Below are 15,688 nucleotides of genomic sequence, written 5' to 3' on the forward strand. Positions count from 1 at the left end.
CCGTCAGGAACTGCCTCCGCTCGACGGACCGAAGAACTCGATCTCGGAGATGGCCACTTGCTTCTTCCCGGAGATCCCGTAGGCCGACTCGATGGTGAAGCGGACGGAAAGGACCTTGCCGACCCGGAAGGCCCGGCGCTGGGCGCCCGCCCCCTGGTCGAGGGTCAGTTGACGCTTGATCGTCTTGCCGTCGGCCGTGGTGATCAGGGCCTCGATCCGGTGCGGGAGCGCCGACTGGCCCAGCTGGTCGGGGCGGGTGGAGACCCCCGGAGTGATCAGCACGTCCAGCAGCCGGGTCGGCTCGTCGAACCGCGCCTCCAGCCACTGACCCTCGCCCGACTGGCTCACCCCCGGCCCCCACCAGGTGTTGTTCAGCTTGTCGAACGCCAGCTCGGGCTTGTGTCCCGGGAAGGAGCGGGACGCGGTGACGCGGTCCGGGGAGACCGGGGCCCGCTTGGCGAAGTGGTCCTTGGCCGCCTGGACGCCCTGCGGGATGTGCACGGCCAGCACGATGAGCAGGGTCAGCACGATCGCCGCGACCAGCCAGGTCAGGATCCGGTCGAAGGTACGGCGCAGCCGGGGCCGGTCCCCCGCCCACGGGATCTCACCGGTGCGGAACGCGAGGAGCCGCCGCCACCAGGGCAGCCGGCCGGGGGTGTGCTCGTCGCCGGCCATGGGCATCGCGCAGCGGGTGCAGTAGTGCCGGTCGGGCCGGTTGGCCGTGGCGCACCAGGGGCAGGGGATTCCGCCGACGGCGCCGGGGTCGATGCCGGGTGCCCGGACGGACTGGGGGCGCGCGGCGACCGGGCGGCCCGGCAGCACCGGCGCGACGGAGGGGGCCTGGCGGGGCTCCGGGTCGTTGACCGGGACGAGGAGCCGCCGGGCGCGCTCGGCCTCGGACTCCGGTTCCGGGGCCGCGGGCACCGGCTGGGTGGGGGCGGTGTCGGTGGTGGAGGGGGTGGTGGTCGGGTCGGGCGCGGGGGCCGGGTCCGTCGTCCCGTGGGGCGCGGGGTGGGGCGTAGAACCGCCGGACGGCTGGGGAGTCGTAGGCCTGCCGGACGTGAGCGGGACCGTGGCGTCGTTCGCGGACGCGTCACCGTGCGGCGGGTCCTGGCGGGTGGCCGCGCCGACCGGGTCGCGGGGGTCGCCTGCGGCCAGGGCGTCCAGGCGCAGGGACAGGGCGTCGAGGCGGGCCGCGGGGTCCTCGGCGGTCGAACTGCCTTGTGGCTGGGGCCGGTTGGCGCGCGGGAGGCCGGCGCCGTCGGACTCGGAGAAGGCGTCCCAGCCCGGGTCACCGCCGGTGGCCGGGGCTCCTCCCGCCGCCTCGCCGCGTTCGGCCGGGGCCCCGGTGCGGGCGCCCGCGCGGTCCGTCCAGCTCAGGACGGCACCGCAGGCGTCGCAGAACGACTGGCCCGGTTCCGCGCGGGTTCCGCATTCGGCGCAGCTCTGGGTGGTCGTCATCTCTCGGGGTTCCTTTCGGCGGGTACGGCGGCGGTGACCTGCACCGTGTACGGCATGTGGGCGGGGCGGGCGGCCGCCACGAGGGCGTCCAGGCGGTGCGTGTCCAGGGTGGTGGGCGTGGGCAGCCGCAGGTGGACGTGGAGCCGGGGGCTGCGTTCGCCGGGCACCGGGCCGAGCGGGCGGGCGCTCCAGTCGGCGGCGCCGCTCTCGGTGATCTCCGGTTCTTCGCCGAACGCGAGCCGGACCGCCTCGGCCAGTCCGCGCCGGGTGCCGCGAATGCGGTGCAGGTACGTGGCAGCCGCTACGGCGGCCCGCAGCCGCGCCTCCGGTTCGGTCCCGTCGGTCTCGGCACCGACCCAACTCCCCAGCCACTGGACGAAGTCGAGCGGTGCGAGCGAGGGCCGGAAGTAGGTGTCCAGGCAGTCCAGCACGCTCAGGATCGGCGCTACGACCTCGTCGAGCCCGGCGACGAACCGCTGGGCGAGGTCGTCGTCGGCGAACACGGCGGGCAGCATGGCACCGATCGGCGCGGACGAGCCGAGCCCGTCGACTGATCCTCTCAACGCGAGCCTCCCCACTGGGAGTTGAGGGTGGTCACGCGCCGTCTCCGATCACGCGGACGCGGTGGTCGAAGGAGAACACCAGCGACGGCCGCTCCAGGTCGATCCGGTCGGTGGGGTCGCCGCGCTTGCCGGTGAGCGGGTCGGCGGGGTGCAGGACGACCTCGTCCACCAGCTCGACGCCGGGCACGCGCTGGAGCACCGCGAAGACCTCGCCGGACTGCACGGGGCGTCCGAACGGCCAGCCCTTGCCGTCCGATCCGCCGACGAGCGGGTCGAGGTGGCGGTAGAGCGCGTCGTGGGCCTGGCGGCGTACCCGGTCGGTGTCGACGCCCCGGAAGGCGTGGACCGTGGCGACGACGGTGACGCCCTGGTAGAACGGCGGACCGACGGCCAACCGGGTGCCGATCAGCCGCCGTTCGTCGAGGTGCCGGGTGATGCGGTCCAACAGGGCGTCCCCGGGCACGAGTTGCTCGAAGCGCAGCCGTCCGCCGGGGTCGGGCACGGCCTGCGGGACCACCAACACCCGTACGGCGTACGCCCCGTGCTCCTCCTCGTCGCCTTCCAGGCAGGTGATGCGCGCGGTCTCGGGGGCGGCGCGGCGGGAGAGTTCCTCGTAGTCCCGGAGCGTGACGGCCCGTTCCTGGGCGCGCAGGGTGATCGGCGCGCGGGTCTTGGCCTCCTGGACGGTCTCGCCGTCCACTCCCCCGCGTGCGGCCTCGCGGTTGACGACCTCGGAGACGTACGGGATGGAGCTGCGCAGGATCTGCACCGCGCCGCGTGCCACGTTGCCGGCCCGGCCGCCGCCGGTGCGGTAGCGGCGGGCGCGGATCACCGCGCCCTTGGGGGCGACCATGCCGTACTGCCGCAGGGTGCCGTCGGGTTCGCGGACGGCGGGGCCGAAGGCGAGTTCGCCGGTGGCCGCGTCCAGGGTGATGTGGCGGTCGTCGGGGCCGGAGGCGGCGAAGTGCGGGACGACCTGCCAGTCCGTCCAGCCGTCGCGCTCGGCGGTCTGGAGGAGCAGGGGTACGACGTCGCCGACGACCGGGGTGTGGGAGAGCCGGAGCCGCTGCCCGGGGAGGCCGGTGGACTCGCCGAGGGCCTCGTCGTAGACGGTGTCGGCGTGGACGACGGTGGTGGTGCCGCCGATGGTGAAGGCCTCGGCGGAGCGGACGGTCGGCGAGGTGGTGTAGAAAGGCTGGTCGGAGTGGGGTTCGGTGACGCGGCAGCGCAACCAGCCCGCTTCCTGGCCGCCGTTGCGGGACAGGGTGTGGCCGGCGGGGACGTGCAGGACGACCGCGCCGGGCCGGTTGAGGCCGCCGGTGCCGTCGCGGTCCACCTCGCAGGCCTGCCAGCCGTCGGCGGTCCACGCCTCCCACACCAGAGGCGGCTGGCGCGGGTCGACGCCGACTCCGTCGACGCGGCTGTCGAGTTCGAGGGCGAGGGCGCAGTGCGGGACGGCGGCGGTGAGGCCGAACAGCATCGAGTCGCCGGGGTCGGGCGACTCGGCGAAGCACATGACGTGGTTGCCCTCGGCGAGGTCATGCGTGCGGTCGACGACCTGCTTGCCCTGGTGCTGCACGACCAGATGCCGCAATGCGCTGGGTACGACGGCGAGTTCGCGCTCGGTGGCGAAGACGACCGCCTCCTCGCCCTCCGTGCGCATGGTCGCGACCTCGGTGCCGAGCGGCACGTGGACCGCTTCCTCCTGGGGCGCCGACAGCCAGAACGTGACGTCGGTGCGGGCCGCCGACGGCGGGAAGAGGGTGATGCCGACCAGGTCGAGGAAGGCCAAGTGGTTCTTGTCCGGTACCCGGTTGAGGCGGTAGACGATCTGGTCGGCCATGTGCGCGACCGTCTCGACGAGGGTGACGCCGGGGTCGGAGACGTTGTGGTCGGTCCACTCCGGGGCGCGCTGCTGGATGTAGCGCTTGGCGTCGTCGACGAACTGCTGGAAGCGGCGGTCGTCGAGGTTCGGGGAGGGCAGGGCCATCGGTCAGTTGTCGCTTTCAGCAGCCGTGCCGGGCGTACCGGAGGTGTCCGGCTCGTCGTGGGACGGGATGACGTAGAAGGGGAAGACGAGGCTGCGCGGGTTGTTGGTGCCGCGGATCGAGTAGCGGACGTCGATGTACAGCACGCTCTGTTCGGTGCCCGCGGTGACCTCGACGTCGTCGACCTCGATGCGCGGTTCCCAGCGGTCGAGGCTGACGTGCACCTCGTGCTGGATACGGCCCGCGGTCTGCTCGTTGACCGGCGCGAACACCAGGTCGTGGATCGCGCAGCCGAAGTCGGGCCGCATCGGCCGCTCGCCCGGCGCGGTCGACAGCACGAGCCGGATCGCCTCCTCGACCTCGCGCTCCCCGCTGACCAGCGCGATGCCGCCGGTCGGCCCGATGCGCAGCGGGAACGACCAGCCGGAGCCCACGAATTGTTCGGCCATCAGACAACACCCGCCGCTTCCTTGCCCGTTGGGCCATACACGTCTTCGCCCATGGCGTCGCTCACGCCGTGGCTCGCTGCGCCGCTCACGCCGGAATCACCATCGGGACAAGGCCGTCGATGGTGACCACGCCCATGATCGGCACGGTCACGGCCCGAATGCCCACCGTGGCGACGGAGTTGATCTGCACGCTGCCGATCCCGGTGAGCGCCGCGTTGCCGAGCGCCTTCATGTTGAGGGCGCCCATCGCGTCCACCGTGATCGCTCCGGTGGTCGACTTGAGGTTGACCAGCCCGCGCCCCTCGATGTTCAGCGGCCCGCCGCTCTTGATGGTGAGGCTGCGCCGGGCGCTGAGGGTGAGGTCGGTACCGGCCTCGACGGACACCGAGCGGCTGCCCTTGATGGTGACCTCGCCCTTGCTGTCCACGATGATCTCGGTGTTGGTGCGGTCCAGGGTGATGGTCAACTGCTTGTCCCCCGAGGCCAGTCGGACGCCCTGCTTGCGGCCGCCGGTCTTCTGGCTGAGCAGGTCCATACGGTTGCCGTCGCGGTCGGAGACGGTGTGCCGGCTCGCCTTCTTCCGCACGGCGTCGTGCAACGGCACATCGCCCACGACCGTCGGCTTGTCCTTGCCGTTGTAGAGCCCGCCGATCACGAACGGATGGTCAAGTGCCCCCCGGTCGAAGGCGACCAGCACTTCGTCGTTGACGTCCATGGGGAAGATCCCGCCCCCACCGAGCCCGCCCCACTGGACGGTTCGCGTCCAGTCGCTGACGTACGTGTCGTCGAGCCACGGGAACTGCAGCCGCACCCGCCCCTGCTTCAGCGGGTCGTTGACGTCCGTGACAAGGGCGTTGGCGACACCGGGCAGCCGGGGCATCGTCTCCGAACCGCCCGAGGTGAGCCCGTACAGGGAACGCCACTGCCGGCCGCTGACCGTCACCCACGTCTCGTAGTGCTTGCCGTCACCGAAGACGTGCCGTACGGAGGTGGCCGTGTACTTGCCCTCGAAGGGCGTGCCGACGTCCGCGAGGGCGACCGGAACTCCCGGACGCAGCTTGGGATTTCCTCGGGCGACGACCTCCAGCTCGGCGAAGGAGGACGTCACGTCGTCGGCGAGCGCGGCGGCGGCGAACTTCACCTCGGTCTGCTTGTCGTAGGGCGAGCCCGTCTCGACCAGCTTGGCCGTCTTGAACTTTCCGGCCGCCGCGCCCGGGGTGGTGCCGATGCCGATCGCCGGGTTCGAGGCCCCGGGCGACGTGGCGGTGAGCTTCTTCTTCGTGGTCACGTCCCAGCCGCGCGCCTCGACGGTGCCGACCTGGTCGGCGGCGGTCACGGCGGCCCGCAGCCGCAGGATGTCGTGCCCGGCCTGGAGCACGAACGGGCTCTTGTCGCCGTCGGTTTCGGGCGACGGAGCTCCGGACGACGGCTTCGGCTCCACGAACTGGAACTTGCCGTCCGCGTCGACGGACATCACCATCTCGTTCTCGTCGGCGAGCCGCGCGAGGAAGTCCCAGTCCGACACGTTGGACTGGGAGATGAACTCATAGACCGTCCGCGTCGAGGTGATCTTCCCGATCGGCACCCCGTCCTGGGCGGCCAGTTTGCGGGCGATGTCGGACGCGCTCTGGTTGCGGTAGGCGGCGACCCGGCGCTGGCGCAGCAGCCGGTGCCCGAGGTCGTAGCCGCGGACGACGGTGAAGGTGCCGGTGCCGTCGTAGTCGGCCTCAAGTCCCGTGACCTCACCGGTGAGCAGCGGATCGGAGGCGCCCTGTCCGTCGGCGACCGGCGCGATGACGACCTTCGTGCCGAAGGTGACACCGAGCTTGCCGAGAAGCTGCCGGTACGGGTCGCGGAAGGTGAGCCGGAACGCGGCCGGGACGCCGACGCCCTGGTCCACGTAGCTGTCGACGAGCGAACGGGCGTACTCCGAAGGGAGTTTGGCGCCGCCGATCTTCACCTCGACGATGTTGGAGAACGCGGACTTCACCATCAGGAACGCACCTCCTCGGCGGCGGGCAGCACGAGTTCGACACCGTTCGCGAGCCGGGTCGGGTCGTCGATGCCGTTGGCCTCGGCGATCGCCCGCCACGCGGACGAGTCGCCGTACTCCCGCCAGGCCAGCGACTGCAGGGAGTCGCCCGCCACGACCCGGTGGACGCGCTGTGCGGTGAGCGCGCCCGAAGTCGGGTTCTGGCCCTTGGTGTTGCTCGGTATCTCGTGCAGTTGCAGCCGGCAGGTGGCGCGGATGGGCACGCCGGTGGTCCCGAAGAGGGAGTAGGCGGCCTCGACGGACGAGACGTAGGCGGTGAACCGGGCGGTGGAGAACGATCCCCACTGGAACACGACCCACGGCGGTGAAGGCTGTTTGGCGGCAATGGACTTGGTGGTCACGTCGCAGCACGCGAGGAGCGACTCGACCTTCTTCAGCACCGAGTTGCTGGTCGGTTCGTCGGAGGAGTCGAGGAAGATCTCCACGCTCATCTGCCGGGGCTCCGACCCCATGAACTCCGGTAGGGAACCGTCCCGTTCGATCTGGGCGGGGGTGGTCTTCCACTGGGCGCGGCGGGTGAGTGACAGCTGTGCGGGGTTGAAGTCGAAGGCGAAGGTCTTGATGAGCCCGCCGGGGGTGGTACTGCCCCCGACAGGCGGCTCATGAATGGCGAGACTGGCGCGGACAAGGCTCTTGCCCGCGCCCCTGCTGTTGCTGGCCATGGTCTGTCTCCGCCCCGCTCAGTCCGTGAATCCGTGGTGCGCGATCTCCAGGACCTCCGTGGCGACCGCCGGTCCCGACGGGTCGAGCGACGGCCCCTGCCAGCTCACCGGCAGCACGTCGATCAGCCCCCAGTGCGCGACCTCCGAACCGTCCGCGCGCAGCGCCGCGATCTGCCCGGTGGGTCGTCTGATCCCGGTCTGCACGGAGGAGATCCACTTGGCGACCTTCGCGGTGTCCGGGGTGAGCGGGCGGGTCAGCCGGATGGTGGAGAAGGTGACACGGGTGGGGAGTTGCCAGACGAAGCCGTTGTTGCCGCCCTCCTGCCGGTGCTCGACCTCCACCGTCGACGACAGCCCGTCGCACCCGTTGAAGTAGCCGAGGCTCTCGCCGTCGATGCTGAGGGTGAACCAGATGGTGGAGCCCGGGTCGAGGCGGGACATCGGGGGTGGGCCTTTCTCTCGTTGCGCGGAGGGGCTGAAGGGACGCGGTGTGGTTCCGGTCAGTGGCGGGGGTCGCGGAGCTTGCCGATCCGTTCGCGGTCCAGGCGCAGTTCCGTCCGGATCAGACGGGTGATACGGCCGATGATCCGGTGCACGAGTTCGTCGAGCTGAAAGTCGGTGAGGTCACGGGGGTCGAACTGGCCCGCGGGGATGGCCTCGTAGGCGGGTGGGGGTGGGGTGCCGGAGGCGGAGGTGGTCGGCGGGGAGTACGGGGGCGGGGGGTCTGGGGGTGGGGTGGATGTGGGCGGGGTGTAGGGCGGGGGTGGGGTGGAGGGGCGTGTGGCGGGGGCGGCGACCGTGGAGGGCGGGGAGGCGGCCGGGGATTTGGCGAGGGTGGGGTGGGGGTGGTTCAGGGGGGTGGGGGTGGCGGTGGAGGGGGCGTTGCGTTGGACGGTGGGGAGAGGGGTGGTGGAGGGGTAGGGGCTGCGCTGGATGGTGGGGAGGGTTAGGGGGACTACGGGGGTGGTGGGTGCTCCGGGTATTACGGGGGTGCCGGGGGTGGTGTGGGCCGTGGGGCTGTGGGGGGTCGTACGGGGATGGCGTTGTACGGGGGTGAAGGGCGGGCGTGTGGTGAGGGGTTGCGCTCGGGGTGGGGTGGGGGCGGTGAGCGGGGAGGTGGAGGGGGGCGTGGATGCGGGTGCCGTCATGAGCGGGGACGCGGAAGCGGCCTGCGGTGTCGGCATGTCCGGGCGGGGGGTGGTTCGGGGCGCGGCTGGTGGGTGCGTGGTGGTCGGGTATGGGGTGGGCGAGGACGGGGTCGCCGGGTGAACGGCGGGCGGGCGCGCGGCAGTTGAGGACGTCGTAGACCGTTGGACCGTCGCCTGGGGTGCGGCAGGCGGAGGTGCGGCAGGCAGCTGACCCGTGACTGAGGGCGCGTTGGGCCGTGACACCGTGGCCGGAGGCTCGACAGGCGGGGGCCCGTCGGAGGTTGAGTAGGTGGCAGGCGGCTGCACTGTGGCCGAGGGCAGGGCGGACCGTTGCACCGAGGTGGGCGACGCGGCGGGCGGCTGAACCATGGGTGGGCGAGCGTTGGACCGTTCCACCGGAGCAGGGGGCACCGCGGACAGGGACTCGGTGGTCGGCTGCACGGCCGGTGACTGGACCGTGCTCGGGAGCGCGGCGGGGCGGTGCTCATCGGCCCGGTGCGTGGTGGGCGGGTAGGCGGCAGTCGGCTGCGCTGTGGCCGAAGGCAGGGCCGAGCGCTGCACCGCAGTGGGCGACGTGGCGGGCGAGGGCGCGGCAGGCGGCTCAGGCGTGGCTCGGCGGGGGCTGGACCGTTCCACCGGGAACGAGGGCGCGGCGGCGGGGTGCTCGGTGGTCGGATGCGCGGCTGACGACTGGACCGTGGGCGGGCGGACGCCGGATGGTTCCGTCTTGGCCGTGGGCGCGGTGGACGCGTACGCGACCGGTGCAGGTGCGTGCGCGGCGGCCGGAGGTGTGGTGGGCCGTTCCGCCGTGGCCGGGGGCGTGGCAGGCCGGTGGGCGTCAGTCGGGTGCGCGGTGGGCGGTTGCGTGGTGTTCCGGTGCGTGGCAGACCGTTGCACCGTGGCAGGGGGCGCGGCGGGTGGGTGCTCAGTGGTCGGATACACGGTCGGCGACTGGTCCGTGTTCCGGGTCACGGCAGACCGTTGCACCGGCGTCGGCGACGCGGCAGGCAAGGGCATGTCGGCCGGGTGAGTGGGCAACGGCTGCGCGGTAGTTGGGTACTGGGCCGGCGACTGCGCGGTGGTCGGGGGCGCGGTCGGCGAGGGCGGGGCGGCTGACGGCTCGGCCGACGACAGCGGAGCGGCTGACGGCGCGGTCGGCGACTGCGGAGCCGCCGGGGGCATGAGCGGGGTCGCCGAAGACGCGGTGCGGGTCACGCTGCGTTGGATCGTCGGCGGTGCCTGTACTGAGGCCGGGATCGAAGCCGATTCCGTACGGTGCCCAGTACGGCCCGGCGGGACCGAGGCACCGGCGATGGGCCTCGCGTCCGCAGGCATCGCGGTGACCGGAGCGCCGAGGGGTGAACGGCGTCGGGCGGGGGGTGTCACCGCCGGAGTCGGAGCGCCGGGAGTCTGTGAAGGCGTGAGCGGGGCGGGTGTCGACGAGCCGGGAGTCTGTGAAGGCGTGAGCGGGGCCGGTGTCGACGAGCCCGCTGCCGGAGCAGGGAACGAATCACCTTGCGAGGAGCGGGTGTTGGGCATCCTGCTCCGCTCGGAGGACAGCGGCGTGGAGGCCTGCCGTGTCTCGCCCGGGCGCGTGGCCAGCGGGGCGCCCAGAGGAACGCGAGGCGGGCGGCGGGCGGGGCTGCGTTGCACCTGGGGTGCGGGAGGGGTCGTAGGAGCGGGGGTTGGACCGTTCCCGGAGTCGGCGGTGCGGGTACGGAGGTCCGGTTCGGCGGGCTGCGGCCTAGCGGTGCTGCCCTCACGGGAGGTGCCGGGTGCCGTCGGCCGCGCGGGGACAGGGGTCCCAGTGGACGGCGACTCGGGCGACAGCTGTGCGGAGTTCGGCTGGGACGGTGCGGCGGTCGCCCGCTGCACGCTGTCCGTCCTGTTCCCGGGGACGGGAAGCTCGCCGACATTCACACCAGGGCGGCTCTCGGGCGCAGGGACACCGGGCACGGCAGGTTCGTAACTCCCTGGCACCGAGGGTGACTTCGACACGGCGCGCTGTGCCATCGGCTTTGCCGTAGGAGCAGAGCCGTGAGTACCGCCCGTCAGCGGAGCAGCAGCAGGGGTGACAGGCGAAGGCTCGGCAGAAGCGCCCCCACCGACCCCGTCCGGGTCACCTCCCTTACGGTTCCCGTCAGTTGACGCAACCGTAGATCCGCCGCCCTCACCGCCACCCGAATCGCGCCCCGAACCACCCTCCACCACACCGGAGTTAGCCCGAGCAGCAAGCCGCCGCTGCACCCCGACAACGCCGGCGCCCGACCGCGTCAGCGATCCCGCCCCCGGCCTGGACCGAGGCGGCTCCGAGGACACCGCACTCACCCGGATTCCAGAAACGGGACCCACCGGAGCCACCGCACCGGCGGCATCGCCCGCAGGCCGCACCGCCCGCTGCACCGTGGACCCGGAACTCCCGCGCCCCACAACGGGACTGGGCCCCGGCCCCACACTCCCACTCGCTCGCAACGGCACCACCGGTCCCTGCTGAGCAGCCAACGACCGGCCGACCACAGGCAGTTCACCCGCAGGCCGCCCAAGACTCGATACCGCGCGCCCCGGTGTCGGCGCCGACGACAGGGACGAACCCCCGATCCCGGCACTCCGTTCCGCGTCCAGCACCGAGCGGAACCCCGCCCCCGTGAACGACGGGTTCTGCCACGTGGGCAGCCGACCGCCGAACCCGGCGTCGGCAACCCCGGTGTCCCCTGCGGCGGAGGCACGCTGAATCGGCGGCAGCCCCGGCCAGGCGGCCACCGCCACCGCGGGCGCAGGCCCGGCGGAAGCCGTAGAACCCGTAGGTCCCTGAGGCCGAACCTCGTCAACTCCCGTGCCCGGCACGGAGCCGGAGTCCGCCCCCTCGCCCGGCTCCTGCCCTCGCCCCCGCAACCGGTCCAAGAACCCCACGTCTCAGCCCTCCGCCCCGGCCCGCGTCACCAGGGACGCGATCTCGCCCGTGTAGCGGCGGCGGTCGTGGTGTTCGAGGTCCAGGATGTCCTCCAGGCTCCAGTGGAAGTGGTAGGCGACGTACGCGATCTCCTCGTGCAGCCGGTTGGTCGCGTACGTCACGATTCCCCCAGGCGGCTCCCGCCGAGCTCCACTTCGAAGGGCTCCGCGCAGTGCGGGCACTGAACTGCCGCGCGGGTGTGGCCCTCCGCGTTGATCTGGCGGTAGAAGTCCTGGAGGAAGGCGAGGTCGGAGGCGAACATGTTCTCCACGATCCCGTCGTGGACCATGGGGACCGTGCCCAGCCGGGTGATGACCCGGCCGAGCAGCACCACCGACAGATACGCCGGGTTCTCCTGCACGCGGACGTCCCGCAGCGGCACCAACTCGTCGCGTGCGGTGGCCAGTCGCATCACGCCGTCCTGGTGGACCGTCCCGGACTCGTCGACATAGCCGCGCGGCAGCTGGAAGGGGAACTCGGTCCGCAGCGTCTGCCGTACGGCCGGAGCGGGCGCCGCGGCGGCGGCCGGAGCCGGCACCGGACCGGCCCCCACCTCGGCCGGTGTCTCCGCGCGCGCACCCGGCGCCACCGCCGCCGCAGCCCCCGAACGGCGCATTATTCGATGACCAGTTCTTCGAACACGATGGTCACGGACTCGGTGAGGGCGGCGGCCTCGCCGGCCTTCACCGTGCTCGCGTCGATCTTGCTGCACCAGGCGTTGCGCAGGTGGTAGCGCTTCACCGGGTTGTTCTGGAAGTCCATCATGATGATCGACGCGTTCTTGCGCGCGGTGGTCATCTGACCGGAGATCGACTCGTTGATCCACTGGGTGAACGAGGCGGACTGGGTCATGCCGCGCACCACCGTGCAGGTGCCGTTCTTCTTCACGCCCGGCAGGTTCTTGACCACGTTCTGGCCGTTGGGGGTGTTCTGCTGGTACGTGATGACGTCCTGCTCGATGCTGAGGCCGCTGACCTCCGCGAGGTACTCGACCATCACGCCGTCGATCTGCAGGCCGAAATTGTGTGAGGTGAGGGCGTCACCCGGCTGGAGACTCATGAATTCGCTGTCCTTCTAAGGGTGTTGACGACGACCTGGGGAGCTGACGACCGGGAGCCACGGCGGGCCCGGGCCCGTCTACTCCTCCAACTCCCCGCTGCCGCTGGAGAACTGGGCCAGCCGGAAGATCACGAACTCGGCCGGCTTGACGGGCGCGATGCCGATCTCGCAGACGACCCGGCCGACGTCGACCGACTCCGGCGGGTTGGTCTCCTCGTCGCACTTCACGTAGTACGCCTCTTCCGGCCGCTGGCCGAACAGGGCACCGCTGCGCCACTCGTTGACCAGGAAGGCCGAGATGTTGCGCCGGATCCGCGCCCACAGGGCGTGGTCGTTCGGCTCGAACACCACCCACTGGGTGCCGATCAGGATCGACTCCTCCAGGTAGTTGAAGTACCGGCGGATGTTGAGGTAGCGCCAGGCCGGGTCGGAGGACATGGTGCGGGCGCCCCAGACGCGGATGCCGCGGCCCGGGAAGGCGCGGATGCAGTTGACGCCGATCGGGTTGAGCAGGTCCTGCTCGCCGCGGGTGATCTGGGTCTCCAGATCGACCGCGCCGCGTACGACCTCGTTGGCGGGCGCCTTGTGCACACCGCGCTCGGAGTCGTTGCGGGCCCAGACGCCGGCGATGTGGCCACTCGGCGGGATCAGCCGGGACTGTCCGCTGGACGGGTCGAAGGTCTTGATCCACGGGTAGTACAGGGCCGCGTACTTGGAGTCGTAACCGGCCGTCTCCTGCCGCCAGACCCGGATCTGACGGGCGTTCAGGCTCGGCGGCGGGTCGATGACGGCGACGCGGTCGCCCATCAGCTCGCAGTGTGCGATCAGGCCCAACTGGACCGCCTTGACGGCCTCCAGGTCGATCGCGCCGCGCTGGTAGGCGGCCATCAGGTCGGGCACCGCGACCATGGAGATCTCGTCGACGGCCTCCAGGCCGCCGAAGCCGGTGCGGTCGGCGGAGTCGCCGAGGTAGGTGGCCGGGCCGGGGTGTGACGCGGTGTCATCTCCCCTGCCGGGTACGGCGGGTGCGGCCGGGGCGGCGGCGGGCGCGGTGAGGGCGACCGTCTGGTTCTCCGGGCGGGCCAGCTGCGCGGCGGGCGCGGTCTCGGCCACGGCGATGAGCTTGGAACGTTCCTTGACCTGGGTGACGACGTAGTTGCGGCCGCCCTTCTTGGCGGTCACGTCGAAGGTCTCGACGTCCTTGCCGGCGTCCTTGACGACCAGGCGGAAGCGTTCGGCGGGACCTTCGCCCTCGGCGTCGGTCACCTCGACGCTCAGGTCGCCGGGCGCCAGGGCGGTCACGGCGAACGTGCCGAGCTGGGCCGGCTCGCCCGCGGTCAGCGCGGCGGGCGGAGCCGAACCGGTCACGGCGGACGGGGACTTGGTCTCCCCGGCGGTGCCTTCGCCGGTGCCGCCGACGCGGACGACGTAGGCGGCCGAACCGCCGTTGTTGAAGAAGCCGTAGACGGAGTGCGCGAGGTAGTACCCGTCGGTGAACTCACCGAAGGCAGCGACATACTGCGTCCAGTTGGTCACCAGGGTCGGCTCGTTCAGCGGACCGGTCGGGGCCAGGCCCACGAAGGCCGCCACCGAGGTGCCCACTCCCTCGATCGGGCGCGAGCCGCTGGCCACCTCCTCGACATAGACGCCGGGCGACAGGTAGGACGGCATGCTCTGCTCTCCTCGGGGTACGAGACAGGATGCCCTCAAGCGTCACGCGCGCGACCCGGCCGCCGAAACGTCCCCGAGTGCCTGCCTTGGGGCAACTTCCTTGCCCTCAGGGGCAGTCCGGCGCCGTGACGGGGGCGGCACGCTGCGGTGGACGCCGACGCCGTGGGGGCAGTGACGGGTTTGACGGGCGGCCCTTTTGGGCAACTCGTGTTGCCCCGGCGACTCCTGACGTGTGCTCACCGTCTGTCGTAGCGTCGGCTCATGAGTCTGTGGACCTCCCTGGAGCCCGCGTCCGCGACCGTCGATCCCGGTGGCAGTACCCGCGTGCGGCTGCGGCTGCGCAACACCGGCGACGTCGTGGACGAGTACCGCTTCGAGCCGGTCGGGAGCATCGCGCCCTGGACCGCTGTGGAGCCGCAGACGCTGCGGCTCTACCCGGGTACCACGGGGACGGTCGACCTGACGTTCACGCCGCCGCGCACCCCGGACGCGACGGCGGGCCCGAACCCGTACGCGGTACGTATTACGCCGACCGAGCACCCGGAGGCGGTCACCGTCCCCGAGGGCAATCTGACCATCACCCCGTTCACGGAGGTGCGGGCGGAGCTGGTGCCGCCGACGGTCAAGGGGCGTTTCCGGGGCCGGCCCAAGCTCGCCGTGGACAACCTCGGCAACACCAGGCTGACGGCGTCGATCAGCGGCAGTGACCACGGCGACCAGCTGTCGTACGACATCCATCCGGGCAATGTGCAGATCGAGCCGGGCCGGGCGGCGTTCGTCAAGGCCTCGCTGAAGCCGCGGAAGATCATCTGGTTCGGGCCGAAGGAGCAGCGGCCGTACACGCTGAACGTGCTGCGGTCCGGCGCCAACCCCCTTCCCGTGGAGGGGACTTACCTCCAGCGCGGGTTCCTGCCGCGCTGGCTGGCGACCTTCCTCGGTGTCTTCACGGCGCTCGCCATCACGTTCCTCATGCTGTGGATCGCGTACAAGCCGCAGGTGCGGACGTCCGCGACCGAGCAGCTGAAGGACGCGGGCGTCAGCACGCTCGCGCCCAGTCCCACGCTGACCGCCGCCCCGCCTCCCCCGCCCAGCGCGACGGCCCCGACACCCCCGGCGGTGACCGCCGAGACCTCGACGGCGGCCGCGGCGGGCGGCGGTTCGGGTGACACCAAGCCGGCCGCCAAGCCCAAACCCAAGACAGCGGCCACCGCGGTGAAGAAGCTGGCCTCGCAGGACGCCGGGCGGCACATCTGCTATCGCGCCTACATCGAGGGCGACGGCTGGCAGGACGCGGTCTGCGACGGCGCCACCGCCGGCACGGTCCAGGAGGGCAAGAAGATCCTGGCCCTGAACATCGCGGTCTCCGGCACGGGCGGCTCGGCCGCCAACGCCTTCATCCACGACCCGGACTCGACCTCGGGGAACGGCAAGTGGGAGCCGCAGTGGACGGCGATCATCCCCGACGGCAAGGACAACTACGTCGGCAGCACCAAGGAGGACGCCCCGTACATGACGGGCTTCGCCATCAACATCGGCAGCGGCCAGGTCTGCGAGACGACCCGCAACACCGGCTGGGACTGGGGCGGTCAGGGCTGCGCCGACGCGCGCCCGAAGTTCATCTTCGGCGGCACTCTCGACAACTCCCACTGGCTGGAGGCCGTGCGGTTCACCGTGTGAGACGGGC

Annotated in this window: 13 protein-coding genes; 1 reads left to right on the forward strand and 12 read right to left on the reverse strand. The window is 71.8% G+C overall.

The genetic code is table 11. From position 1 onward, the window contains the following. Positions 1–3: 3 nt before the first annotated feature. The 12 genes from OHT77_RS10860 to OHT77_RS10915 all read right to left on the reverse strand — a co-directional run bounded on the left by OHT77_RS10860 (position 4) and on the right by OHT77_RS10915 (position 14,004). Positions 4–1,461: an NADase-type glycan-binding domain-containing protein gene (locus tag OHT77_RS10860; RefSeq protein ID WP_328828015.1), complete on the reverse strand. Its 1,458-nt coding sequence runs from the start codon at positions 1,459–1,461 to the stop codon at positions 4–6. Beyond that, entirely contained in the window at positions 1,458–2,024 is a 567-nt protein-coding gene (locus OHT77_RS10865; protein WP_266773632.1) for a phage tail protein, read from the reverse strand. Before OHT77_RS10865 ends, OHT77_RS10860 begins: the two co-directional genes overlap by 4 nt. Before the next feature lie 31 nt (positions 2,025–2,055). Further along, the gene (locus OHT77_RS10870; protein ID WP_328828016.1) at positions 2,056–4,014 is read right to left on the reverse strand and encodes a putative baseplate assembly protein; all 1,959 of its coding nucleotides are present in this window, start codon (positions 4,012–4,014) and stop codon (positions 2,056–2,058) included. Positions 4,015–4,017: 3 nt separating this feature from the next. Continuing rightward, entirely contained in the window at positions 4,018–4,461 is a 444-nt protein-coding gene (locus OHT77_RS10875) for a GPW/gp25 family protein (RefSeq protein ID WP_019062855.1), read from the reverse strand. Between the two features lie 85 nt (positions 4,462–4,546). Beyond that, on the reverse strand, positions 4,547–6,454 hold the full coding sequence (locus OHT77_RS10880; protein WP_328828017.1) for a VgrG-related protein: 1,908 nt from the start codon (positions 6,452–6,454) through the stop codon (positions 4,547–4,549). Further along, positions 6,454–7,176 carry a CIS tube protein gene (locus tag OHT77_RS10885; RefSeq protein ID WP_266773625.1) on the reverse strand — a complete coding sequence of 241 codons (723 nt, stop codon included), beginning with the start codon at positions 7,174–7,176 and terminating at the stop codon, positions 6,454–6,456. Before OHT77_RS10885 ends, OHT77_RS10880 begins: the two co-directional genes overlap by 1 nt. Before the next feature lie 18 nt (positions 7,177–7,194). Further along, positions 7,195–7,617: a phage tail protein gene (locus OHT77_RS10890; RefSeq protein WP_266773623.1), complete on the reverse strand. Its 423-nt coding sequence runs from the start codon at positions 7,615–7,617 to the stop codon at positions 7,195–7,197. 59 nt (positions 7,618–7,676) lie between these two features. After that, on the reverse strand, positions 7,677–8,324 hold the full coding sequence (locus OHT77_RS10895) for a hypothetical protein (protein ID WP_328828018.1): 648 nt from the start codon (positions 8,322–8,324) through the stop codon (positions 7,677–7,679). Between the two features lie 2,913 nt (positions 8,325–11,237). Further along, complete coding sequence (locus OHT77_RS10900) at positions 11,238–11,396, reverse strand: DUF6760 family protein (protein WP_328828019.1); 159 nt, start codon at positions 11,394–11,396, stop codon at positions 11,238–11,240. Then, positions 11,393–11,890, reverse strand: a complete 498-nt coding sequence (locus OHT77_RS10905) for a hypothetical protein (protein WP_328828021.1) — start codon at positions 11,888–11,890, stop codon at positions 11,393–11,395. The genes OHT77_RS10900 and OHT77_RS10905 overlap by 4 nt, the downstream gene beginning before the upstream one ends. Beyond that, the gene (locus OHT77_RS10910) at positions 11,890–12,333 is read right to left on the reverse strand and encodes a phage tail protein (protein ID WP_266773613.1); all 444 of its coding nucleotides are present in this window, start codon (positions 12,331–12,333) and stop codon (positions 11,890–11,892) included. Before OHT77_RS10910 ends, OHT77_RS10905 begins: the two co-directional genes overlap by 1 nt. A gap of 78 nt (positions 12,334–12,411) precedes the next feature. Further along, a complete protein-coding gene (locus OHT77_RS10915) occupies positions 12,412–14,004 on the reverse strand; it encodes a phage tail sheath family protein (protein WP_328828022.1) in 1,593 nt (530 codons plus the stop codon). 261 nt (positions 14,005–14,265) lie between these two features. Between OHT77_RS10915 and OHT77_RS10920 the strand changes: the two genes are divergently transcribed. Further along, positions 14,266–15,681: a hydrolase gene (locus OHT77_RS10920; protein ID WP_328828023.1), complete on the forward strand. Its 1,416-nt coding sequence runs from the start codon at positions 14,266–14,268 to the stop codon at positions 15,679–15,681. The last annotated feature ends 7 nt before the right edge of the window (positions 15,682–15,688 follow it).

The sequence above is a fragment of the Streptomyces sp. NBC_00252 genome (assembly GCF_036187565.1).
Classification (GTDB): Bacteria; Actinomycetota; Actinomycetes; order Streptomycetales; family Streptomycetaceae; genus Streptomyces.